We start from the raw sequence: 22,953 nt of genomic DNA on the forward strand, positions 1-22,953 counted from the left end.
GTCATTTAAAAAGGTGTCTTCAGGATCGCGTGATCCATTGCCGACGTGGAAAATCACTGCGCTTAGTCTGGCGAACCCAGTTTGGACAGGATCAGGCGCACGTCATCCAGCGTTGAGGTCCCCGCCACGCCCAGATCCAGTTTTGCCCCGTCCGTACCGCGCGTGACGCCGTTAACCATGGCGAAACGCAGTGGCTGCGCCACCAACTGCTCACCGCCGTTTTTGGCGTTGATCGCCACGGTGTAAGAACCGTCGGGCGCATTGGTGCCATCTTCCAGCGAACCGTCCCAGGAGAAGGAGTGCACACCAGCGGTCAGACCGCCCAGTTCGATAGTGCGAACCACTTTGCCGGTGGCATCGCTGATGGTCGCCGTCACCGAATCGGCGGTGCGTTCCAGCTCTACGCCAAACGGCGTGGTGCTGACCTTGCCAGCATCATTACCCACCAGGATCTCCTTGCCCGGTACCATCACGCCGTGGCCGATCAGCGAACTGGCCTGGATTGACTGGTTGCCGCTGATCTGGCCGGAGATCGACCCCAGCGTGGTGTTGAGCTTCTCGATCCCGCTAACCGTATTGATCTGCGCCAGTTGGGTAGTCAGTTCGTTGTTTTGCATCGGGTTGGTGGGGTCCTGGTTTTTCAACTGGGCCACCAACAGCGTCAGGAAATTGTTGCTAAGATCCTGGCTGGTATTGCCATTCGCACCGCTTTTGGCGCCGGTACCGGCAATGCTGTTGTCGAGTGATTCATTGGTGGTGGCGGCAATGGCCATAAATAAAAGCTCCGGTTACTGACCCAGCGTCAGGGTTTTCATCAACATGGATTTGGTGGTATTCAACACTTCGACGTTGGCCTGATAGCTGCGCGAGGCCGAGATGGTGTTGACCATTTCCCCTACTACATCGACGTTGGGCATCCGCACGTAGCCTTTGGCATCCGCCAGCGGGTTGCCCGGCTGAAACACCAAGCGCTCCGGCGAGGGATCGTCTACCACCTGCGCAACACGCACGCCGCCGGTCGACTGGCCCGGTGCCGCCGCAACCTCAAACACCACCTGTTTGGCCCGATAAGGCTGGCCATCCGGGCCGGTGGCGCTGTCGGCGTTGGCCATATTGCTGGCGCTGACGTTAAGACGCTGGGATTGCGCGGACAGGGCCGAGCCGGAAATATCAAAAATATTCAATAACGACATGGGAATTATCCTCCTTGCAGCACGGACATCATGCCCTTGATCTGGCCGTTCAACAGCGTCAGGTCGGTTTGATATTTCAGGCTGTTATCAGCAAAGTTGGTGCGCTCACGGTCCATATCGACCGTGTTGCCGTCCAGGGAAGGCTGATCCGGTACGCGGAACATAAGATCCAGAGACGGTGGCTGCATATTCTGCGCCGGGATATGGCGAGCCGAGGTCAGATTCAGTGCCACGCCGCTGCCGTTGACGCGCCCCTGCTCCATGACCTTGTTCAGTTGGCTGGCGAAATCGATATCACGAGCCTGATAGCCCGGCGTATCTGCGTTGGCGATGTTGGCCGCCAGGATTTCCTGCCGCTGGGCGCGCAGGTTCAGCGCCTCCTGGCCAAAACGCAGAGCAGCGTCCAATTTGTCGAGCATGCTCCCTCCGCGAGGTTAGAATTTGGAGCCGACAGCATAAACGCCCTACCTGTCAGCCTATCGTGGGAATAAGGGCAAAATGCGTCGCTATTTGTCTGCTTAGCCTGCGCGCGTAACGGTTACACTTGTCCCCCTGTGGTCGCTGCGTCTGTGAGGAAAATATGAAAAGTATCCTGCTGTTGGTCGGCTTGCTGATCGGCCTGAACGCGCACGCCGAGGGCCTGGACGGACAGGTGGAGAACTTTATCAAGTCACAATTTGCCACTAGTACCAACGTGACCGACGTCAAGGTGCTGGTGCGCACGCCAGCAAGCCGTTGGCCGCAGTGCGAATTGCCGCAGCTTTCGATGCCTCAGAATGCTCGCCGCTGGGGTAACATCAGCATCTCGGCCCGTTGTGGCCAGGAGCGACGTTTTATTCAGGCGCAGGTGCAGGTGGTGGGACATTATCTGGTGGCAGCACGGGGGATCAGTGCGGGCAGCAAACTCACCGCAGATGATATCAAGCTGAAAACCGGCCGATTAGACACCCTGCCGCCTCGTACCCTGATTGATAACGCCAAGGCGATCGGTGCCGTCAGCCTGCGCAATATCAGCCCTGGGCAGCCGTTGAATACGGTCATGCTAAGACGGGCCTGGGCGGTCAAGGCCGGGCAAACGGTACAGGTGTTGGCGCAGGGTGATGGATTTAATATCAGCGGTGCTGGGAAAGCGATGACCAACGCCGCCGCCGAAGACGGCGTGCGAGTGCGCATGGCCTCCGGGCAGATTGTTAGCGGCATTGCCAATATTGATGGCACAATTCGTATTACATTATAAAAAAATAAAGCTTTGCCAATACTTGTCGATAACAAAGTCATAGCAGCATTTATCCGGCCACCAGGGCCACAGATTTGAATTCCCCGTTGCCTTAGCGGCGGTGGTACAGATGGAGATTGAACATGAGTATCGATCGTACCCAACGGTTGCAACCCGTGCCCACGGTGCAGCCGCGAGAAACACAGACAGACAGCACGTTGCAAGCACGTAAAAAGGTCTCGGCGGAAACTGCGGTCAGCGGCACCCAGGTTAAGCTGAGCGATGCACAGGCTCGCCTGATGCAGCCGGGCAGCCAAGATATCAATATGGAGCGAGTGGAAAGCATCAAGCAGGCGATCCGCAACGGCGAACTGAAGATGGATACCGGCAAGATTGCCGACGCCTTGTTACAAGACGTGCAAAGCGAATGGCAGTCCGGCGCCGATCGGGGTTAACACCAAGGGTGAGTCATTGATATGGAAAACCTGGCACAACTGCTGGATAAGCTGCTGGACACCTTGCAGGCGTTAGGCACGGTGCAGACGGAGGAGCACACTTTACTGTGCTCCAAAACTTTGGCTGGCGTGGCTCTGCAACGCGTGACCGATGCTAAAAGCCAACTGCTGGCGACGGTCAATTATCTGGACCAACAGCGGCTGGAGATGGAACGGCTGCAGCACTGCCAAGCACCTTATGAGGGCCAGCCACAGTTGGCAGCCAACTGGCAGCAAGTGCAACAGCTGAGCCTGCAACTGCGCGAACAGAATCACCATAACGGTATGCTGCTCAATCATCATATTGAGCACAATACGCAGGCACTGGCGATTTTAAACAAGCAGAATAAATCGCTGTACGGGCCCGATGGTCAGTCCCGCGCGGGGAGCCTGCTGGGCCGTAAGATTGGAGTTTGATGCGCCCCTCACCCTAGCCCTCTCCCAAAAGGAGAGGGGACAGAACGTGCCACAACTCTGCTGCTGCGCCTGAATCTCATACCATCCCCACAATTTCATTTACACCTTGCTAGCGCCAGCTGGAATTGGCTCCTGTACCTAACCATAAAACCGCTCTAGCGCCCTCTCCCTATGGAAGAGGCTTGGGGTGATGGGCCTTCACGCTCTGCAATACGCGCCACCAACGCGCCCAATAAAACCAGATCGATCAACCACGCGTTGGCAAGGTTTGTCGATGCCCGAGATTGGATCAGCAATGTCACCGACAGAATGACTCCGATGACCGCCAACGAGGCAGCTCTGGTTGCCAGGCTGATGCTGTTCAGCGGCTGTAACAACGCTGTCGTCACCTGGCGGGCGCCCCCTAAACCAATGCCGCCGATAACGATCCCCGGTAACATCATCAGCCAATCATTACGGCCGAACAGCCCCAACAGCAGCAACCCGGTAGCAGAGAGCACCAGGCTCCGCCATAACGCCGCCAGGGTTCGCTGTTTTTCCACCGCCAGCAAACGCATTAACGCCGCGCCACAGGCATTGGCTAACAGCAGCGCCAACAACAGCGTGATGGCAACCTCCGGCCTTCCCCAGCCAATGTTCAACAGCAAAACGCCTGCCGATATCAACACGCTGTACACGATGGTGCGAGCAATCGCCCCCGGTTCCCCTACCGCGCCTGCGGTACTGATTTCTGCTGGTGATCTCATAACGGCTCCTGACATTGAGATGGAATGATGAATTATTCTCACTCCATTAATCGAATTCCATCAGCCTATCCAAGGTATATAGTCATAACAAACTCATAGTTTTCAGCCTTGGATGAGAATAATTCAGCCATGAAAAAAATCCATCTCCCTCCGCTAGGTGCTTTACGCGCCTTTCATGCCGTTGCCAGCTGTAGCAGCTTTAAACGGGCTGGGGAGGAACTCAACGTCAGCGCAACGGCAATCAGCCATCAGATCAAATTACTGGAGTCAATTCTGGCATGTAGGGTCTTCGAACGCAGCGCACGCGGGGTTAGCCTGACCGAAACCGGCGAGATTTTATATGCCGGTACGCAACGCGCCTTTGCAGCTCTGGAGCAGGCCGCCGCGCAGATTATGCACTCCCAACAGCCTCAATCTCTGACGGTTACCACCACCTCCAATTTCCTGACCCATTGGTTGGTGCCGCGTCTGGCCGATTTCAAGGCGGAATTCCCGGACATCGACCTGCGGTTACATACCAGCGTAGAACGGGTCGACTTAACGCAGCGCACCGTCGATGTCGCCATTCGCTACCGGGAAATGCCGGAGCAAACGTTGCACTCAACTTTATTGTACGAGGATCGTTTTATCGCGGTAGCCAGCCCGTCATTGGCGCTGGCAGATATCGGCGATTTACGCGGGGTGACGCTGTTTCACGTAGAAAACCGCCTAGTGCCCGCCGACTCTCCGAGCTGGCAAAACTGGCGGAGGAACTATGGGCCACAGGATCTGAATGTAGACGCGGGGCTGACCTTCAGCGATGAAACCCATGCGCTACAGGCGGCGATTGCGGGACAGGGGGTGGTGATTGCCAGCCAGTTGCTGGCGCGAGATTTGTTACAGCGCGGCGTGTTAACCGCACCGTTCGAGATGTCATTACCCGGTGCCTGCTATTACCTGGTTACCACAGAAGAAAACGCGCAACGCCCGGATATCATGGCGTTGCGCGACTGGCTGTTGAGGCAAATAACGCCAGGGATGACTTATCATCCTCACTCATAGTTCACAATCACCTGATTAGAGATCGCCCGCAGCGGAGGATTTAACGCGCCGCGAGACTTCACGTAATAAATGAAGCGGAACTCGCTGTCTGCGGGAATACCGTTGAAAGCCTCACTGCGGCCACTGCCCGCGCCGAGCGGTAGGCAGCGTGACGAGGTGCAAAGCTGTACCTCTAATCCGGCAGGAGCACCAGCCAGCAACTGATAACGCCAGCTTACACTGGTCACCCGAGCATCGGCCGCCGGTGGATTAGCTGGCCGCAGGCTGGGGGAGACATCACGCACGCTCCCCGTTTCCAGCGTGACGCCGCTGGCATCGGCGGCCCAGGAACCCGACACCGCCTGCGCGGCCAGCGGAGCGAACAACACTAATAAAGGAAGAAAAGCTTTCATCAGGCGGCTCCTATGGTTGAGGTCATGCGGATCTGACGTTCGTCGTTGATTTCCAGGTTCGACAGCACCACCAACTGCGGCAAGGTACGGCGCAGGAAGCGCGCTAGCAGGGCACGTAACGCGTGGTTTACCAGCAGCACCGGCGGTGCACTGAGCATTTCCTGACGTTGCAGCGCCTGCTTGGCCTGATCCAACAAGCGGTCCGCCAACCCAGGCTCAAGACCTCCGCCCCCTTGCAGGGCCTGCAACAGCAGGCGCTCAAGCGGCGTATCCAGACCAATGACCTGGATCTCACCGTTACCCGGGAACCACTGCTGAGTGATGGCCCGCCCAAGGGCCACTCGCACCACGGAGGTCAGTTCGAAAGGATCGCTTTGCGTTGGCGCATGTTCCGCCAGCGTTTCTATAATGGTGCGCATATCGCGAATCGACACCCTTTCGGCCAGCAGATTCTGTAGCACCTTGTGCAACGTGGTCAGCGAAACTACCCCAGGTACGAAATCTTCCGTCAGCTTCGGCATCTCCTGCGAAACACGATCCAATAGCTGCTGGGTTTCCTGGCGGCCAAACAGCTCGCTGGCAAACTGACCAAGCAAATGGTTGAGATGAGTGGCGACTACGGTGCTGGCTTCCACCACCGTGAACCCCTGGATCTGCGCCTGTTCACGCAGTGCGCTATCGATCCACACCGCCTCCAGCCCGAAGGCCGGATCGACGGTTTTATCACCGGCCAGCTCACCCACCGCATTGCCCGGATTTATCGCCAGCCAGCGCCCCGGATGTGCCTCACCGCTACCGATCTCCACCCCTTTCATCAGAATGCGGTAACTGGCCGCCGACAGTTCGAGGTTGTCACGAATATGCACCACCGGTGGCAAATAGCCCGTATCCTGAGCGAATTTTTTACGGATGCCACGAATACGCCCCAGTAGCTCACCGTTTTGCTGAAAGTCCACCATGGGGATCAGGCGGTAACCCACTTCCATGCCCAACGGATCCTCCAGCTGTACATCAGACCAACTGGCCTCTACCGCCTGCGGATTTTCCTGCGGCAGCGGCGGTTCTTTGACTTTCGGAGCCTGCTGTTCTCGCCCGCGCAGCCGCCAGGCCAACGCCAGCAGTGCCGCCGTAAACAGCAGGAACACCAGGTTTGGCATCCCCGGAACCATCCCCAACAACCCCAACACCGCAGCACTCAACACCATCACGCGCGGATTGTTGAACAACTGGTTGACCATCTGCTCGCCAACGTCCTCATCGGTCGCTACGCGGGTGACGATCACACCGGCCGCCGTCGAGATCACCAACGCCGGGATCTGGGCGACCAGGCCATCACCGATGGTCAGCAAGGTATAGGTTTCAGCCGCGGTACCCAGCTCCATGCCGTGCTGGATCACGCCGACCAACAGGCCGCCTACTACGTTAATCACCATGATCATCAAGCCTGCTACCGCGTCACCGCGCACAAACTTGCTGGCACCGTCCATCGAACCGTAGAAATCCGCTTCCTGCGTCACTTCGGAACGGCGCTTTTTAGCCTCGTCTTCGCCGATCAGCCCGGCGTTCAGATCGGCATCGATCGCCATCTGTTTGCCCGGCATCCCGTCAAGGACAAAACGGGCGCCCACTTCGGCAATACGCCCGGCCCCTTTGGTGATCACCATAAAGTTGATCAGCACCAGGATGATAAACACCACGATACCGATGGCGAAGTTGCCGCCCACCAGGAAGTGACCGAACGCTTCAACCACCCGCCCCGCCGCCGCCGCGCCGGTATGCCCCTCCATCAGGATGATCCTCGTGGAAGCGACGTTCAACGATAGGCGTAACAGGGTTGAGAACAGCAGGATGGTCGGGAAGGCGGCGAACTCCAGCGTCCGCTGGGTAAACATCGCCACCAACAGCACCATGATCGACAAGGCAATATTGAAGGTAAACAGCAGATCGAGGATAAATGCCGGTAACGGCAGCACCATCATCGACAGGATCATCAGGATCAGTATCGGGCCAGCCAGCACCTGCCACTGCGTATCTTTAAAATTACCCGGCAAACGAAGCAGGGAGGCCAAATTAGCCATCTGAGTTATTCTCTCCAGCAAAATCCAGTGCTTCAGGCACCGGTAAACGTTGAGGTTTTTTCGGGATCAGGCCGCCTTCACGCTGCCAACGGCGCAGCTGATAGACCCAGGCCAGGACCTCGGCCACGGCGGCATACAAGGTCGTGGGAATGTGTTGCCCAATCTCACTGTGACGGTATAGCGCTCGCGCCAGCGGCGGTGCTTCCAGGGTTGGGATACGGTGCTCATTCGCCAATTCACGGATACGCAAGGCGATCTCCCCTGCCCCTTTGGCAAGGACTTTCGGCGCACTCATGTTCTTGTCGTTGTATTGCAATGCCACGGCGTAATGCGTCGGGTTGGTGACGATCACGTCGGCCTTCGGCACGTCGGACATCATGCGGCGGCGAGAGATGGCCCGCTGTTGCTGGCGAATACGCCCTTTGACATGGGGATCGCCCTCCTGCTGCTTATGTTCGTCGCGAATTTCCTGCTTGGTCATCTTCAATTTCTTGAAGTGGCTCCATAGCTGATAAAACACGTCGAAGGCCACCATCGGCACCAGCCCAAGGACGATCAGCATGCCGCAGAAGATCACGATCTGTAGCGCATTGCGCAGTGCGTCCTGCGGCTGCTGCGTGACCAGATGCAGCATCGCCGCCCAGTTGTGCCACAGGTAAAGCCCGGCCACCCACCCCACCAGCGTCGCTTTGAGAATGGCCTTCAGCAACTCCGCCAGCACCTGGGTGGAGAACATCCGCTTTAATCCGGAGATCGGGTTCATGCGCTTGGCATCAAACTTAAGGCTGAAGCCCACGCCGCCCAGCAGCATCGGGGCCGACAGCGCCACCAGCACCAATCCAGCCAGGATCGGCATCAGCGCCCACACCGCTTGACGCAGCAGCATGGCAAACTGGCGCAGCATCTGCTTATCGTTGCTGACCATGTTGTGATCAAAGTGCAGCCCTTCCGATAACATCCTCGCCAACTGTTGCGCCATATGGCCACCCGCGACCCACAAGATCGACAACCCCGCAATCAGCATCAGGATCGAAGTCAGCTCGCGCGAACGCGCAATCTGGCCCTCTTCACGCGCCTTTTCCAGCCGGTGGGGTGTGGGGGCCTCAGTTTTTTCCATATCACTGTCTTCGGCCAAGGCGAGGGTTCCCATGCGTGCGAAGAATAGAATTGACGCCAGCATGCCAAAAAAATGCGGATTTCATTGCGGGAACAACGGCGCAAAAGGCCGGTTATTTCGGGGATGGGCTAGCGAAAAGAGTTAGGGCGCAGCACCCTGCGCCCTAAGAAACCATCAGAACCCCAGGCTGTCGAGCAGATCGTCCACCTGGGCCTGATTGGCAATTACGCCAGCCCCGTTCTGATCCAGCTGCGGGCCATTGAGCAGGCTGTCGTTCGGCCTTTTCTCTTTGGCTGGCTGATCCGGGATGTTTTCCATCAGTACCATCAGCAGCTGCTTTTCAATCTCCTGCACCACGTCCATCATGCGCTTGATCACCTGGCCGGTGAGATCCTGGAAATCCTGCGCCATCATGATCTCCAGCAACTGGGCGTTGGTGAATGCGGTGTGCTCCGGCACCCGATCCAGATACTGGCGGGTATCCGTCACCAGTGAACGGGCATCAGCCAACTCGATCGGGTTGGCAAACCACTCGTCCCAGCGCCCTTTAAGCGTATTGGCCTGCGACTCCAACTCCGCCTGGCGGGGTTGTGCCGCTTCCACGCAGTTGAGCGCTCGTTCCGCCGCCTGCGCCGTCATGGTGACCACATAATCAAGACGGTCGCGTGCGTCCGGGATCGCTTCGGCAGCCTGAGCGATAGCCTGATCTAGCCCCAGCTCGCGCATGCTGTCACGCAGCATACGGGTCAGTTGACCGATGCGGGAGATGATCTCACCCGCTGTCGCTGCATCGCTGGCAGGCATTGGAATATCTCTCATCGCCCTCTCCTTTTTTACATGCCCAGTTTTTCAAAAATCTTGTTGAGCTTCTCTTCCAGCGTTGCCGCCGTGAAGGGTTTCACTACGTAACCACTGGCACCCGCCTGAGCGGCAGCAATGATGTTTTCTTTCTTGGCTTCCGCCGTCACCATCAGCACCGGCATAGATGCCAGCGCACCGTCGGCACGGATGGTTTGCAACAGCTCGAGGCCATCCATATTCGGCATATTCCAGTCCGATACCACGAAATCGAAGCTGCCAGCGCGCAGTTTGTTCAACGCATCCGCCCCGTCTTCCGCCTCTTCGACGTTGTTAAAACCCAGTTCTTTCAGCAAATTTCTGACGATGCGGCGCATGGTAGAAAAATCATCCACCACCAGAAATTTAAGGTTTTTGTCTGCCATTATTGCTCCTAAGGTTAATCGTTTTTGCCCCGAGGTTCGGGGCATAACATCAAATACGCAGCGCCTGACCACCCGCGATCTGCGCCAACATGCGTTGGCTCATGCGCTCCAATTCCACTACTTCATTGACTCCGCCGGTGGCAATGGCCTCACGTGGCATGCCAAACACCACACAGCTGGCTTCGTTCTGCGCCAGGGTGTACGCCCCGGCACGGTGCATTTCCAGCATGCCTGCCGCACCGTCATTCCCCATACCGGTGAGGATCACCCCCACCGCATTTCGCCCGGCAAACTGGGCCACCGAGCGGAACAACACATCGACCGAAGGACGATGCCGGTTCACCGGTGGGCCATCATGCAGCCGAACCTGATAGTTGGCGCCGCTGCGCGTCAGCTCCAGATGACGATCTCCCGGCGCGATATAGGCATGGCCCGGCAAGACGCGCTCGCCGTCTTCGGCTTCTTTCACCGTGATCTGGCACAGCTTGTTGAGCCGCTCGGCAAAGGAACGGGTAAACCCTGGCGGCATATGCTGAGTGATCAATAACGCCGGGCTGGTAGCCGGTAACGGCTGCAAGACGTGGCGGATTGCCTCGGTACCGCCGGTAGACGCCCCGATAGCGATCAGCTTCTCACTGCTCAACAACGGCGTATGGCTGAGGATCTCCGGAGCCGGTGCCGTTGAGCGCTGAGGCAGACGCGCCTTGGCCGCCGTGCGGATCTTTTCGGCAATCAGCTCGCTATAGGCCAGCATGCCTTCGCGGATCCCCAGTTGCGGCTTGGTGACAAAATCCACCGCGCCCAGTTCCAACGCCCGCAGAGTGATCTCCGATCCCTTTCCGGTCAGCGACGACACCATCACCACCGGCATCGGCCGCAGGCGCATCAGTTTTTCCAGAAAATCCAGCCCGTCCATACGCGGCATTTCGACGTCCAGCGTCAGTACCTGCGGGTTGAATTTTTTGATCAGATCGCGCGCCACCAGCGGATCGGGGGCGGTCGCCACCATCTCCATATCGGGATGGCTATTGACAATCTCGGTCATCAGCTGCCGCATCAGGGCAGAGTCGTCTACGCTTAATACGCTGATTTTATTCATTACCTCTCCTTGGTCAGGCCATACACGGTCTGCCCACGCAAGTAGAAATCCCGGCTTAGCTGGCTGAAGTTTTCGGAATGGCCGGCAAACATCAGGCCCCCCGGTTTAAGCAGCGGCACAAAGCGCCGCAAAATGCGCTCTTGTGTTTCCTTGTCAAAATAGATCATGACGTTACGGCAAAATATCGCATCAAATTGCCCCGGCAACGCCCATTCAGGGGCCAGCAGATTGAGCGGCTGGAAATGCACCTGTGCCGCCAATTCTGGCCGAACCCGTACCAGGCCATGGTGAGGCCCGGTCCCTCGCAGGAAATAACGCTGCATCTGCGCCGGTGTCAGGGTGCGCAGATCTTCCTGGCGATACACCCCTGCCTCGGCCTTTTCCAATACCTGAGTATCGATATCGCTGGCCCATACCTGCGTCCCCGTCGCCCGCTGCCCTAACGCCTCATTCAAGGTAATGGCGATCGAGTAAGGCTCTTCACCGGTCGAGGCGGCGGTACTCCACACGCAGTAACCGTTAGGCCGCGAACGCGCATGTTCCGCCAGGATCGGGAAATGGTGCGCCTCACGGAAAAACGCCGTCAGGTTGGTGGTCAGGGCGTTGACGAATGCCTGCCACTCGGCGCTGTTGGTATCGCTCTCCAGCAGCACCAGATAGCTACCAAAATCGGGTATTCCCAGTAGCCGCAGGCGACGCACCAGACGGTTGTAAACCATTTCGCGTTTGTGCTCGGCCAACACAATACCGGCACGCTGATAGATCAACTGGCTGATACGTCGGAAATGCACATCCGACAGGGGCAGCCGTTGCACCATCTGTGTCAGCAAAGACGCAGGCTCTTTATTGGTGGGTGAGGATGAGCCACTCATAACCCTTCACCCGAGTTGTTGTTACTTGCTATACAATTCGACACTAGTTGCTTCCTTTGCTACTGATAAAACTCCGTTGTTAAGACTTTCTGATAAGGTGATGTTGTCGTCCGCCAGGCGGAATACCGCTACCGCATCGGCCAGCGTAATCGCCTGTTCTTCTAATGCCGCCGCCGCAGAGGCCGCTTGTTCCACCAGCGCGGCGTTCTGTTGCGTCACCTGATCCATCTGGGTCACGGCCTGAGTAACCTGCTCGATACCGCGGCTTTGCTCATCGGATGCCGAGGAGATCTCGCCCATGATGTCGGTAACGCGGGTCACCGAACGCACGATATCCTTCATCGTGGCACCGGAGTTTTCGACCAGCACCGACCCTTGCTTAACACGGCCGACCGACTCATCGATCAGCACTTTGATTTCTTTGGCTGCCTGAGCGCTACGCTGTGCCAGATTGCGTACCTCTGCGGCCACGACGGCAAAACCGCGCCCTTGTTCACCCGCCCGCGCCGCTTCAACCGCCGCGTTCAATGCCAGGATGTTGGTCTGGAAGGCAATGCCGTCGATCACGCTGGTAATGGCGCCAATTTTCTGCGAACTGCTGGCAATATCGTGCATGGTGGTGACCACGTCGTCGGCCATTTCCCCGCCCTTGGCAGCGGTGGCTGAGGCATCGCGCGCCAGCTTTGAAGCCTGGCGGGCATTGTCGGCGTTCTGTTTCACCGTGGCGGTCAACTGCTCCATACTGGCGGCGGATTCCTCCAGCGACGCGGCTTGCTGCTCGGTGCGGGAAGAGAGATCGTTATTACCTTCAGAAATTTCCTGTAGCCCGATCAGGATCGACTCGGCGCCTTCGCGCACTGCACCGACTGTGCCAATCAACGAGTTCTGCATGCGGTGCAGGCTGGCAAACAACATGCTGATCTCGTTGCGGCCATACACCTGGATCGGCATGGCCAGGTCACCATCGGCGATACGGTCAAAGTGGCTACGCATAATATTCAGCGGCTGAACCAACATATTGCGCAACCACCACATGGCGCTGGCGGTCACCAGGATCAGCATCAGCACTGCGCCACACACTAGCCAACCGGCCAGCGTGAAGGAGCGCTGGTTGGCCGCATGGGCCTGGGCGATATTTTCGTTGACCAGTTGCAGGTACTGGACGAAGTCGGCTTCGAATAGGTCCTGCATTTTCTGCGTGGGTTGATCCATAAAGCCCTGCAGGTTGCCGCCCTCCAGGAAGACGATCAGCTCACGCAGCGCACCGCGTAGCCGCTCATAGCTGGCTTGGGTGGTTTCTGTCAGTTCCTGCTCCTGGTCGCTGTTACGCGAGACGGCCAGGAACTGATTAAAATAGAGATCGGCTTTCTGCAACGAACTGCGAGCGTTGCCCATCAGGGCATCGACCTGTTCTTGCGGTACTTTCAGCGCTGCACGGGTGCCGGCCCGGTTCAAGGTGTTACGTGCCTGTAGCAGGGAAACCCAGCTCAGGCTGAGGGCATCACGCTGCTGGCTACCCAGACTAATCAGATTAAGATTGTGGTTATCGGAGCGGGAAGCGGTATACGACAAGCCGGTGCTAATCAGTTGCATCAGGCAAAAGGTCAGCAGTAATAAAAACAGACTGGTAGAGATACGGACTCGGTTAAACACGATAAACCTCCAGGTAGCCGCGGGTTAACACGACTTAGGACGGAAAAAAGGGCCACGATCTCGCAGGGAGAACGCAGCCCAATGCCGGTTAGAACGTTTCCCAGTTCTCCTGCGGATCGCTGGCGTTCATTTTTTTATGATTGATTACCGGGGTAACGACTTTACTGTTGGCGGATGCCTTGAATTCGTTTTGGCCTTCCGCTTTCAGTCGGAATACCGCAACGGACTGGGTCAAGCGGCTGGCTTGCTCTTCCAGAGCTGCCGCCGCAGAGGCCGATTCTTCGACCAAAGAGGCGTTCTGTTGGGTGACGCGATCCATTTCGGCAACCGCCTGGCCAACCTGATCGATACCACGGCTTTGCTCGTCGGAGGCCGACGCGATTTCACCCATGATGTCGGTGACGCGGGTGACGGCATTGACGATATCTCCCATGGTTTCACCGGCGCTTTCCACCAGCACAGAGCCCATATCGACGCGGCTAACCGAGTCTTCAATCAGGCCTTTGATCTCTTTGGCTGCCTGCGCGCTGCGGCTTGCCAGATTGCGTACTTCACCGGCAACCACGGCAAAACCACGGCCCTGTTCACCGGCACGGGCAGCTTCTACTGCCGCATTCAACGCCAGGATGTTGGTCTGGAAGGCGATGCCGTCGATCACGCTGGTAATATCGGCAATTTTCTGCGAGCTGCCAGCGATGTCGTGCATGGTTTGCACCACGTTGGCGACCACTTTACCGCCTTTCTGCGCGGTTTCTGAGGCGCTCAACGCCAGTTGGCTGGCCTGACGAGCGTTTTCGGCGTTCTGTTTCACCGTCGCGGTCAACTGCTCCATGCTGGCAGCGGTTTCCTCCAGCGAGGCGGCCTGCTGTTCGGTACGGGAAGAGAGATCGTTATTACCTGCAGCAATCTCGGAAGCACCGCTGTAGATGGCATCGGCCCCCTGACGCACGCCGCTGACGGTGTCGATCAGTTCGCCTTGCATATGCCTGAGGCTGGCTGCCAGCACGCCCATTTCGTTGCGGCTGTTGACGTCGATCGGGTGGGTCAGATCGCCTGCGGCGATCAGTTTGATGTGCTCAATCATACGGTTGAGTGGGCGCACCAGAATATGATGGATGCCAAACCAAACCATGGCAATCACCGCAACCACCAGGACCAGCACCACGACCAGCGTCCAAACGGCAAATTCGAAAGAGCTGTCGCCATCTTCGACCGCGATCTGGTATAGCTTGTCGTTCTGAGTCAGGTAGCGGTTATAGAGCTGTTCAAATTCAGTCTGATAACGCTGAGTGGGCTGCTCAAAGAAGGCGTCCAGCTTGCCGTCACCCAACAGCGGGATCAGCTCCGACAGCGCAGTGTGCAAAGTGGTATAGCGTTGCTTGAGTTCGTCTGCCGCAGCGGCATCCTGGCGAGCATCCAGAGGGATCTTCTCATAGGCAGCGTAGTGCTGTTCCGCCATGCTCAAGGTTTTTTTTGCCGAGACCAGCAGTTCATCAACGGTGGCACCGGTGCCCGCTTTATTGAGGTCCATCATGTAGCGGATCCCGGCACGATTGAGGGTATTGCGGGTTTGCAGCAGGTTTACCCAGCTTTCATTCAGTTCTGACTGCTGCTGTCGGATAGTTTGCAGTACGGTAAAATTTTCTTTGTTATCTTTCAGCGAAGTGAAAAACAGCCCACCGGAAACCAGCTGCAAGGCACCGAATAACACCAGCACCAGCAATAAGCTGGTGACCACCTTCATACGATTAAACATTTTTACCCTTCTTGGAAGCCCGCACAGACAAGCGCTGTGTACGTTAACTGTCTGGGTTATCGGCGTGGCAGAAGAGAACTTTAAGAAAAATCTGTAACTATTTTTTTGTATTGTGCGGAGGGTAAGATTTTAGCTTGGTGAAGGAAAAGTGGCCCCTCACCCTAACCCTCTCCCACAGGGAGAGGGGACGGAACGTGCTACTGATTAACTACTGCGCTAGTCCTCGATATCGGCCTTGTTACAGAGTAGTCTCTACACCTGAACACAGCGCGATTCCAGCTCCCTCTCCCTGTGGGAGAGGGTTGGGGTGAGGGGACCGTTGAGCGCAGGGATGCGCGATACGAGCCCCCAGGGACGGGTTTACGGCGTGTCGGCGTTCTGCGTTATCCCCACCTGTTGAGCCGTGACAAACAGCTACTCAGCAATCAGGCGCTTTTCGCTACATTGTCCACCAGCGACATCTCTTCGCTGCTCAGCAGCTTTTCGATATCCACCAGGATCAGCATACGTTCACCGAGCGACCCCAGACCGGTGAGATATTCCGTCGCCAGCGTAACCGCAAACTCGGGGGCTGGGCGGATCTGATCCGTCGTTAACGACAGCACATCAGACACGCCATCCACCACGATCCCCACCACCCGCTGGCCAAAGTTCAGCACGATCACCACGGTGTTTTCATCATAAGAGACGTCCTGCTGGGCAAACTTCACGCGCAGATCGATAATCGGCACGATCACCCCACGCAGATTGGTCACGCCCTTGATAAACGCCGGGGTATTGGCGATGCGCGTTACCTGATCGTAACCGCGGATCTCCTGAACCTTGAGGATATCAATGCCATACTCTTCGTTACCCAAGGTAAAAATCAGGAACTCCTGACCTACCGTTTCGCCAGCCAATTTGCTGACGGCTGCAAGTCCTGCCATTTCGATCACCTTTAAATCAGTCGGTTAATAATTATGCGGCAGCGTCCGTCAGACGCTTTTCCCGGTTCAGCGTTTGCAGCGCCGAAACATCTACAATCAGCGCCACGCTGCCATCCCCCAGAATGGTGGCAGCCGAAATACCCGGCACCTTGCGATAATTGCTTTCCAGATTTTTCACCACCACCTGATGCTGACCGATCAACTGATCGACCAGCAGCGCATAGCGGCGGCCTGCACTTTGCAAAATCACCACGATGCCCTGGGTGGCTTCGGTTTTGGCCCCGTCAACCTCAAACACCCGATACAGCTCGACCAGAGGCAGGTACTCACCGCGTACCTGAAGCACACGCTCCCCACCGGCCAGCGGATGCAAATCCTCGGCCTGCGGTTGCAATGACTCCATCACGGCATTCAATGGCAGAATGAACACTTCCTCATTCACCTTGACCGACATGCCGTCAAGAATGGCCAGCGTCAGCGGCAGTAAAATGCGGATTGAGGTGCCCTTCCCGGCCTGGAAATGGATTTCGACATGGCCACCCATCTCCTGAATATTTCGCTTCACCACGTCCATGCCCACGCCGCGCCCAGAAACGTCGGTCACCTGCTCAGCGGTGGAGAAACCCGGGGCAAAGATCAGCATGCCGACCTCTTCATCGCTCATGTTGTCACTCACCGCCAGCCCCTGTGAGGCAGCCTTGGCGAGAATTTTCTGGCGATTGAGACCGGCACCGTCATCGGTGACTTCAATGCAGATATTGCCGCCCTGATGTTCGGCAGACAGGATCAGATTGCCGACTTCGGCCTTACCGGCGGCCAGGCGCGCAGCAGGTTCTTCAATACCGTGATCCAGACTGTTACGCACTAAGTGCGTCAACGGATCGATAATGCGTTCAATCAGGCTCTTGTCCAGTTCGGTAGAGCTGCCCCGTAGCGTCAACTCCACCTGCTTGTCCAGCTTGCTGGCCAGATCGCGCACCAGACGCGGGAAACGGCTGAAAACGTACTCCATCGGCATCATGCGGATCGACATCACCGACTCTTGCAGGTCGCGAGCGTTACGCTCCAGCTGGCTCATGCTGTTGAGCAGATCGCCGTGGTTGACCGGATCAAGGGAGCCAGAACGTTGGGCCAGCATCGACTGAGTGATCACCAACTCCCCCACCAGGTTGATCAGTTGATCGACCTTTTCTACCGCCACGCGAATGCTGGTGGACTCGCTAGCCTTGGCTTTGGGCTTCGGCGCTTCAGCCACCGTAGCAGGCGCGGTAGGTGTGACAACGGCAACGGGTTCCGGCGTGCTGATCTTCTCCACGGCCTTCGGCGGCGTGGAAAAGGCAATCTGCTCCGGTTCAAGCACAAAGCACAGCACCGCGCTGATATCCTCCTCACTGGCAGAGGTCAGTAAAGTCACCTCCAGGCTGGTCTCGGTCTGCTGCGGGTTTTCCACCTCGCCCAGGTTGCCCAACTCTTCCAGCATCAGCGGAATTTCATTCGGCTTCAGACCGCTCAGGCTGATCCGCATCCCGCCTTCAATCGCAGCCGGAGCAGCAGCATGAACCACCGGTGAGGTTACCGTTACCGCCGCCGCAGGAGCATCCTGCTGTTGCGCTTCCAAAGCCAACTGCCGCAACGCCTGACAAATATACTCAAAGCTCTCGCTATCAGGTTGTTGCGACGTTTTATAGGCGTCCAGTTGCTCCTGCATAATGTCTTTGGTTTCCAGAAACAGGTTGATAATTTCGGTGCTCAGGCTCATTTCCTGACGCCGGGCACCGTCCAGCAAATTCTCCAGCAGGTGGGTAGTTTCCTGCAGCACGCTAAAGCCGAAAGTGGCCGCCCCGCCCTTGATCGAGTGGGCAGCGCGGAAAATCGCGTTCAGTGGTTCAATATCCGGGGCCAGCGGATCCAGCTCCAACAGATGTTGCTCCATATCGGCCAGCAGCTCGTCTGCCTCATCAAAAAAGGTCTGATAAAAAGCGCTAATGTCCATGCTCACGGGGTCACCTCTGCTGTGAGTCGCTGTTAGTCGGTGAAGTGGCGGAAGGTGCCGCCGGAATAGCCGCTGTCGGCCCGGTTTCTGCGGCTTTCACCGCTACCGGAGGTTGCTCTGGCGTGCCCTGCGTTGCCGGCAGTTCGGCGGTTGGAGCAGGCGGCGACGGCGGTAATTCCGGTGTCGCTATAGCCGGTGCCGTCGCCTGCGGAGCCAGCTGCTTCAGGCCCTCCGGTTGATCGATTTCCGTAGCGCTGCTCTCCGCATTCTCGTGTTCTATCCCCTGCTGGGTTGCTTTGTTCAGCACCAGAATGGTGATCCGCCGGTTAACCGCATCATCACCGCCGTGCTGTTTCAGGTTCATGGTCGAGGCCATCCCAACCACCCGCAATACTTTGCCTTCGGCCAAACCACCGGCAATCAGCTCACGCCGCGAGGCATTGGCTCGATCGGCGGACAGCTCCCAGTTGCTGTAATAGCGCTCACCGGTAGCATAAGGCAGATCGTCGGTATGGCCCGACAGGCTGATTTTGTTCGATAATCCATTGAGGATCGGCGCTATCCCGCGCAGGATATCGCGCATATAGCTTTCCACCTGCGCGCTACCGGTCTTGAACATCGGCCGATTCTGGCTATCGATAATTTGAATGCGCAATCCTTCGTCCATCATGTTGATCAGCAAATGCGGCCGCAGCGCTTTCAGGCGCGGGTCCGACTCAATCAGCTCATCGAGTTTCTCGCGCAGCTTGTTCAGGCGCAGCTCTTCCGCACGCTTTTCTGGTGAATCCATCTGCTTTTTGACCAACCCTTGCTGCTGGGTTGGATCGTCCCCACCGCCCGGGATTGGGCTGCTTTCCGAGCTGCTCTTGTCGCCGCTGGTCAGCGCCACCTTCAGTGGGGTACGGAAATATTCGGCTATCTGCGTCAACTCCTGCGGGCTGGCAATCGCCAGCAGCCACATCACCAGAAAAAACGCCATCATCGCCGTCATAAAATCGGCATAGGCAATTTTCCAGGAGCCGCCGTGATGACCGGCATGATGGGCTTTGCGTTTTCTGACCAGAATAACCGGGTGATTCTGTTTCATGCGTCCTGCTCTTCCGTCGCCTGCTGTGCCGGGGCTTTCACCTTACGCACATGCTCTTCCAACTCAATGAAGGAAGGGCGCTCCGTGGTGTACAACGTTTTACGGCCAAACTCGACCGCGATCTGTGGGGCATAACCATTCAAACTCGACAGCAAGGTAACCTTGATGCACTGCATCATTTTGGTGGTTTCGGCACTCTTCTGGCGCAGCAAAGTCGCCAGCGGGGAGATGAACCCATAGGCCAACAGAATGCCGAGGAAAGTGCCCACCATCGCATTGGCGATCAGTGCCCCCAATTCCGCCGCAGGCCGGTCAGCCGAAGCAAGTGCGTGCACTACCCCCATCACGGCCGCCACGATGCCGAAAGCCGGTAACGAATCGCCGACCATCGCCAGGCTCCCTGCGGGTACCTCGCTCTCCTGTTCGAAGGTTTCGATCTCTTCATCCATCAACGCTTCGATCTCAAAGGCGTTCATATTGCCGCTCACCATGAGTCGCAAATAGTCGGTAATAAATTCAACCAAGTGGTTATCGGCAAGAATGCGCGGATAATTAGAGAAAATTTCGCTTTCCTGCGGATTATCGATATCAAACTCAAGTGACAACATGCCCTGCTGGCGGGATTTGGCCATCAGCCGATACAGCAATGCCATCAGATCCATATACAGTTCTTTGTTGTATTTTGAGCGGCGCATCAGCTTGGGAAGAGCGCGTAGCGTGGATTTTATCGCTTTACCGTTGTTGCCGACGATAAAGGCCCCCACACCGGCCCCCCCGATGATCAAAAATTCGGCAGGCTGATAGAGTGCGCCGAGGTGGCCCCCGACGATCATATAGCCGCCGAACACGGTTCCCAGAACCACGAGATAACCCAAGATAACTAGCACACGTATTCCTTAAATTCACAATATGGATGGAAGGTGAGTCAGCGCGGGTGAAAATCGGCAACAGCACGGGTCGCCCCGAGAGCCCGGAGTACCGAGCCCTTGAGTTTCACCAGTCTGTGTTGCTGTATAAACCTGCAAGCAGGCTCAGACTGCGCGTTTAACCTGCTCTTCCAGCAGTTGTGGAATAATATCGGCCAGTTGCGGCGAAAGTTTACGTCTTTTTACTGCGCGGGATGGAGGTTGGCATAAACTGCAGACAAAACTGTTAAGCGGCTGGTGCGCATGGGTGATAAAAGCGCCACCACAGCAGCTGCAGGCGGATAGCTGCAACATACCGCTGTCGACAAAACGCACCAGCGTCCAGGCTCGTGTTAGCGCCAACAGCGGGGGCTCGCCTGGCTGCTGCGGACACTGTTCCAAATACAGTCGATAGGCTTTGACCACGGCTTCAACCCCGTGGCACTGACCGCATTTGAGCAGGAACTGATAAGCATTGAAAAACATCGACGAGTGGATGTTTTGCTCCCAGGTCATGAACCAGTCGGTCGAGAATGGCAACATCCCTTTGGGCGGCGGACTGCCGCGTAATTCTTTGTACAGTTTGATCAATCGCCCACGACTAAGCTGCGTTTCGCTCTCCAACATCTGCAAGCGCGCGCCCAGCGTGATCAGTTCCATGGCGAGTTGAATGTCCTTGGCTTCCTGAACAATACTTTTCTCACTCATCATCAGGCTCTTTTCTTCGTCACACTACCGTCTTTACCCGATAGTTCTTTGAGTAAATGGCTCGATAGCAAAATGCCGGTGTGGATCTGTTGCAGATCGTCCACGCGAGATTCTTTCGTCAGGTGCTCGATAGTATTGTGGTCGTTGAAACGGAAGTGGCAAACCAGCTGATTAGTTTCTGCCAGTTTTACCATTTGCGGCAACGTGAGTTGCGACAGCGCATCCGCCATTGAGTTATCAATACCCAGACGGAACATTGCTGACGCTTTTTCATCGTTAATCAGACGCTGTGCCAGAAGCAAATATGACAAATTAATGTCATAAATATGTTTAAGTAGTTCAGACGTACCCATATTCCCATCCCGACAGACTATGTTTAAAAACATACGCTGGGTGATAAATTATCGCCCATGACCTGGGTTCATTCCCAAAGTTGGCAAACAAATCCCTGTACGCCAGCCGCGACAACTGCGCGACTATACACATTTCGGGTTGTTACTCAGTATTTTGATACACATGCAATTGCATGTATGGATATACAGCATCCTGCTTCAAAAGTGTGTTTTTCGTAAGACGATTTTTACAAATATAATAAGATTAATCTTAATAACAGCGCAACTCTACCCCCGATCACTTAGCCCACACAACGTAAGTGACCTGCAATTTTAAAAACAATGTGACGTAGATCACAAAAATAAAAAATATCCACCTTGAAAAGGCCAAATTCTGACCAATTATTAACCTCCAAGCTGTGCAATAAATACGCTAAAGTAAGAAAAGGTCTTAAAAACCAGGTTTTATAGCCTAAAAATACGCGTTTTTAGATCAATTCGAACAAAAGCTTAACTAAAGCCAAATCACAGAGAAAAAATCTGCCACCCTGCCACCAGAGCAGCTTAAAATACTGATTGTCATTTAAAACCAGCTCCTTATGAATAAAATTACCCGCTAAAACATCCCCGACTGAAAAGTAAGATTTAACTTGGGTGGCTGTTTCAATTTTCGACAGCGCGACTCATGCGGTTAAAGGTGCAGTATTTTGGGTTGAACAAGTTAACAGAAGTAACAATGTGTTTCGTGGTAAGGGAGTCGACAGGGGGGCAAGTCAGAAAAGATAATGCCAACTAGCGTTGCTCAGCAAGGAAAGTCGCAAATTGATTTTTACTTAGCATTTTAATTATTATTTAAGATATCCGACCTATTATATGGAAAATTCCTAATCCCCATGACAAAGATCAAAAAGTGCATTAGGTCATCTATGCTTTATTGTCTAGCTATTTCTTCAGCGCTGGCGAGATTATGCTTGAGCCTTACACCTCTTTAGCAAAAATTTTGAATGCGCACAATGAAAATACATCGGGCATCCACTTTATGCCGTTGCCGCCAAAACCACTGCCATTATCATTTTCTTTGCTATAGGCATAGAAACGTAGTGCTATGCTGGCAGACGTCTCCTGAGCCAATAAGGTAAGATTCCCCCTAATTGACAGTTTATCTGTCAAGATATATTGCCCAGATGCTCGGCACATATTATCATTCGGGGGTGCCTCCTCCCCTACCAGGGGTATTTTGGCTAAGCGTGTTCCATTTACTCACTTTTCTTTTATTTTGCCTGGCGACATCTCTTCATCTTGTGGCGATTTCTGCGAATATGTGAGATTTTTCTTTCCGCTTTAATACTATTAATAGGCTATGTTTTAACTATGACAAGTACGATCGATTACCTGATGACGTTTCGCAAATGTTCCAGCCTGGACAGTCTGGAAAAAGTCTACGACAAGCTGAATTACTCACTGACGGACGACAATGAAATGAGCAACATGTACCGTGCTGCGGATCATCGCCGTGCGGAACTGGTCTCAGGCAAACTGTTTGACCTGGGTAGGGTGCCAAAGTCACTCTGGGCACAGGTGCTTTAATCCCGCAGACAGTGATGCGCGCATCTTTTTATCTTTTATGGCGGAATCTCTTCCTGGCCCTGGGGTTTAGCGTTGCGCGTGATACAAACCACATTTATTGCGCAGGCATTGCTCTACC

General features: G+C 55.7%; 24 protein-coding genes. 5 read left to right on the forward strand and 19 right to left on the reverse strand.

What is annotated here, in order from left to right; all coding sequences use genetic code 11:
- Nucleotides 1-62 precede the first annotated feature (62 nt).
- Genes flgD through flgB form a run of 3 tightly spaced genes read right to left on the reverse strand, consistent with a single transcriptional unit; the run spans nt 63 to nt 1,612 of the window.
- Nucleotides 63-773 (reverse strand): flagellar hook assembly protein FlgD, encoded by a 711-nt coding sequence (gene flgD, locus WN53_RS23960; protein ID WP_024486455.1) that lies wholly within the window; start codon nt 771-773, stop codon nt 63-65.
- A 15-nt stretch (nt 774-788) separates the two neighbouring features.
- Nucleotides 789-1,193, reverse strand: coding sequence for a flagellar basal body rod protein FlgC (gene flgC, locus WN53_RS23965; protein WP_021180939.1), 405 nt, complete (start codon nt 1,191-1,193; stop codon nt 789-791).
- A 5-nt stretch (nt 1,194-1,198) separates the two neighbouring features.
- Nucleotides 1,199-1,612 (reverse strand): flagellar basal body rod protein FlgB, encoded by a 414-nt coding sequence (gene flgB, locus WN53_RS23970; RefSeq protein ID WP_024487043.1) that lies wholly within the window; start codon nt 1,610-1,612, stop codon nt 1,199-1,201.
- A gap of 161 nt (nt 1,613-1,773) precedes the next feature.
- Between flgB and flgA the strand changes: the two genes are divergently transcribed.
- The 3 genes from flgA (at nt 1,774) to WN53_RS23985 (ending at nt 3,320) form a co-directional block, all read left to right on the forward strand.
- On the forward strand, nt 1,774-2,430 hold the full coding sequence (gene flgA / locus WN53_RS23975; protein ID WP_024487042.1) for a flagellar basal body P-ring formation chaperone FlgA: 657 nt from the start codon (nt 1,774-1,776) through the stop codon (nt 2,428-2,430).
- 122 nt (nt 2,431-2,552) lie between these two features.
- Nucleotides 2,553-2,864 carry a flagellar biosynthesis anti-sigma factor FlgM gene (flgM, locus tag WN53_RS23980; RefSeq protein WP_024487041.1) on the forward strand — a complete coding sequence of 104 codons (312 nt, stop codon included), beginning with the start codon at nt 2,553-2,555 and terminating at the stop codon, nt 2,862-2,864.
- Between the two features lie 21 nt (nt 2,865-2,885).
- Nucleotides 2,886-3,320, forward strand: coding sequence for a flagella synthesis protein FlgN (locus WN53_RS23985; protein WP_024487040.1), 435 nt, complete (start codon nt 2,886-2,888; stop codon nt 3,318-3,320).
- Between the two features lie 155 nt (nt 3,321-3,475).
- Here WN53_RS23985 and WN53_RS23990 read toward each other — a convergent pair whose 3' ends face one another.
- Nucleotides 3,476-4,066 (reverse strand): hypothetical protein, encoded by a 591-nt coding sequence (locus WN53_RS23990; RefSeq protein WP_024485794.1) that lies wholly within the window; start codon nt 4,064-4,066, stop codon nt 3,476-3,478.
- A 129-nt stretch (nt 4,067-4,195) separates the two neighbouring features.
- Here WN53_RS23990 and WN53_RS23995 point away from each other — a divergent pair, with 129 nt between their 5' ends.
- Nucleotides 4,196-5,107 (forward strand): LysR substrate-binding domain-containing protein, encoded by a 912-nt coding sequence (locus WN53_RS23995; RefSeq protein ID WP_046808337.1) that lies wholly within the window; start codon nt 4,196-4,198, stop codon nt 5,105-5,107.
- Here the strand turns inward: WN53_RS23995 and WN53_RS24000 are convergent.
- From WN53_RS24000 to flhD, 15 genes are all read right to left on the reverse strand, one after another.
- Nucleotides 5,098-5,499, reverse strand: coding sequence for a flagellar protein FlhE (locus WN53_RS24000; protein WP_037412861.1), 402 nt, complete (start codon nt 5,497-5,499; stop codon nt 5,098-5,100). The two genes, WN53_RS23995 and WN53_RS24000, sit on opposite strands and share 10 nt — an antisense overlap.
- The gene (flhA, locus tag WN53_RS24005) at nt 5,499-7,577 is read right to left on the reverse strand and encodes a flagellar biosynthesis protein FlhA (protein WP_024485791.1); all 2,079 of its coding nucleotides are present in this window, start codon (nt 7,575-7,577) and stop codon (nt 5,499-5,501) included. Before flhA ends, WN53_RS24000 begins: the two co-directional genes overlap by 1 nt.
- Nucleotides 7,570-8,712, reverse strand: coding sequence for a flagellar biosynthesis protein FlhB (gene flhB / locus WN53_RS24010; protein ID WP_024485790.1), 1,143 nt, complete (start codon nt 8,710-8,712; stop codon nt 7,570-7,572). The genes flhA and flhB overlap by 8 nt, the downstream gene beginning before the upstream one ends.
- A 156-nt stretch (nt 8,713-8,868) precedes the next feature.
- Entirely contained in the window at nt 8,869-9,513 is a 645-nt protein-coding gene (cheZ, locus tag WN53_RS24015) for a protein phosphatase CheZ (protein WP_024485789.1), read from the reverse strand.
- 14 nt (nt 9,514-9,527) lie between these two features.
- Entirely contained in the window at nt 9,528-9,917 is a 390-nt protein-coding gene (gene cheY / locus WN53_RS24020) for a chemotaxis response regulator CheY (RefSeq protein ID WP_021180929.1), read from the reverse strand.
- A gap of 49 nt (nt 9,918-9,966) precedes the next feature.
- Entirely contained in the window at nt 9,967-11,016 is a 1,050-nt protein-coding gene (locus WN53_RS24025) for a protein-glutamate methylesterase/protein-glutamine glutaminase (protein WP_021180928.1), read from the reverse strand.
- Nucleotides 11,016-11,888: a protein-glutamate O-methyltransferase CheR gene (cheR, locus tag WN53_RS24030; RefSeq protein ID WP_024485788.1), complete on the reverse strand. Its 873-nt coding sequence runs from the start codon at nt 11,886-11,888 to the stop codon at nt 11,016-11,018. The genes WN53_RS24025 and cheR overlap by 1 nt, the downstream gene beginning before the upstream one ends.
- A 21-nt stretch (nt 11,889-11,909) precedes the next feature.
- On the reverse strand, nt 11,910-13,541 hold the full coding sequence (locus WN53_RS24035; protein ID WP_024485787.1) for a methyl-accepting chemotaxis protein: 1,632 nt from the start codon (nt 13,539-13,541) through the stop codon (nt 11,910-11,912).
- 88 nt (nt 13,542-13,629) lie between these two features.
- A complete protein-coding gene (gene tsr, locus WN53_RS24040; protein ID WP_024485786.1) occupies nt 13,630-15,297 on the reverse strand; it encodes a methyl-accepting chemotaxis protein in 1,668 nt (555 codons plus the stop codon).
- A 425-nt stretch (nt 15,298-15,722) separates the two neighbouring features.
- Entirely contained in the window at nt 15,723-16,223 is a 501-nt protein-coding gene (gene cheW / locus WN53_RS24045; protein WP_021180924.1) for a chemotaxis protein CheW, read from the reverse strand.
- Nucleotides 16,224-16,254: 31 nt separating this feature from the next.
- A complete protein-coding gene (gene cheA / locus WN53_RS24050; RefSeq protein WP_024485785.1) occupies nt 16,255-18,222 on the reverse strand; it encodes a chemotaxis protein CheA in 1,968 nt (655 codons plus the stop codon).
- Between the two features lie 4 nt (nt 18,223-18,226).
- Nucleotides 18,227-19,303: a flagellar motor protein MotB gene (gene motB, locus WN53_RS24055; protein ID WP_024485784.1), complete on the reverse strand. Its 1,077-nt coding sequence runs from the start codon at nt 19,301-19,303 to the stop codon at nt 18,227-18,229.
- On the reverse strand, nt 19,300-20,190 hold the full coding sequence (motA, locus tag WN53_RS24060; protein ID WP_021180921.1) for a flagellar motor stator protein MotA: 891 nt from the start codon (nt 20,188-20,190) through the stop codon (nt 19,300-19,302). Before motA ends, motB begins: the two co-directional genes overlap by 4 nt.
- Before the next feature lie 144 nt (nt 20,191-20,334).
- Nucleotides 20,335-20,919 (reverse strand): flagellar transcriptional regulator FlhC, encoded by a 585-nt coding sequence (gene flhC, locus WN53_RS24065; protein WP_021180920.1) that lies wholly within the window; start codon nt 20,917-20,919, stop codon nt 20,335-20,337.
- Complete coding sequence (flhD, locus tag WN53_RS24070; protein WP_024485782.1) at nt 20,919-21,269, reverse strand: flagellar transcriptional regulator FlhD; 351 nt, start codon at nt 21,267-21,269, stop codon at nt 20,919-20,921. Before flhD ends, flhC begins: the two co-directional genes overlap by 1 nt.
- Nucleotides 21,270-22,619: 1,350 nt before the next feature.
- Between flhD and ydgT the strand changes: the two genes are divergently transcribed.
- A complete protein-coding gene (gene ydgT, locus WN53_RS24080; protein ID WP_024485780.1) occupies nt 22,620-22,835 on the forward strand; it encodes a transcription modulator YdgT in 216 nt (71 codons plus the stop codon).
- Nucleotides 22,836-22,953: the final 118 nt, after the last annotated feature.

Origin of the sequence: Serratia fonticola (assembly GCF_001006005.1) — a bacterium.
Lineage (GTDB): Bacteria > Pseudomonadota > Gammaproteobacteria > Enterobacterales > Enterobacteriaceae > Chania > Chania fonticola.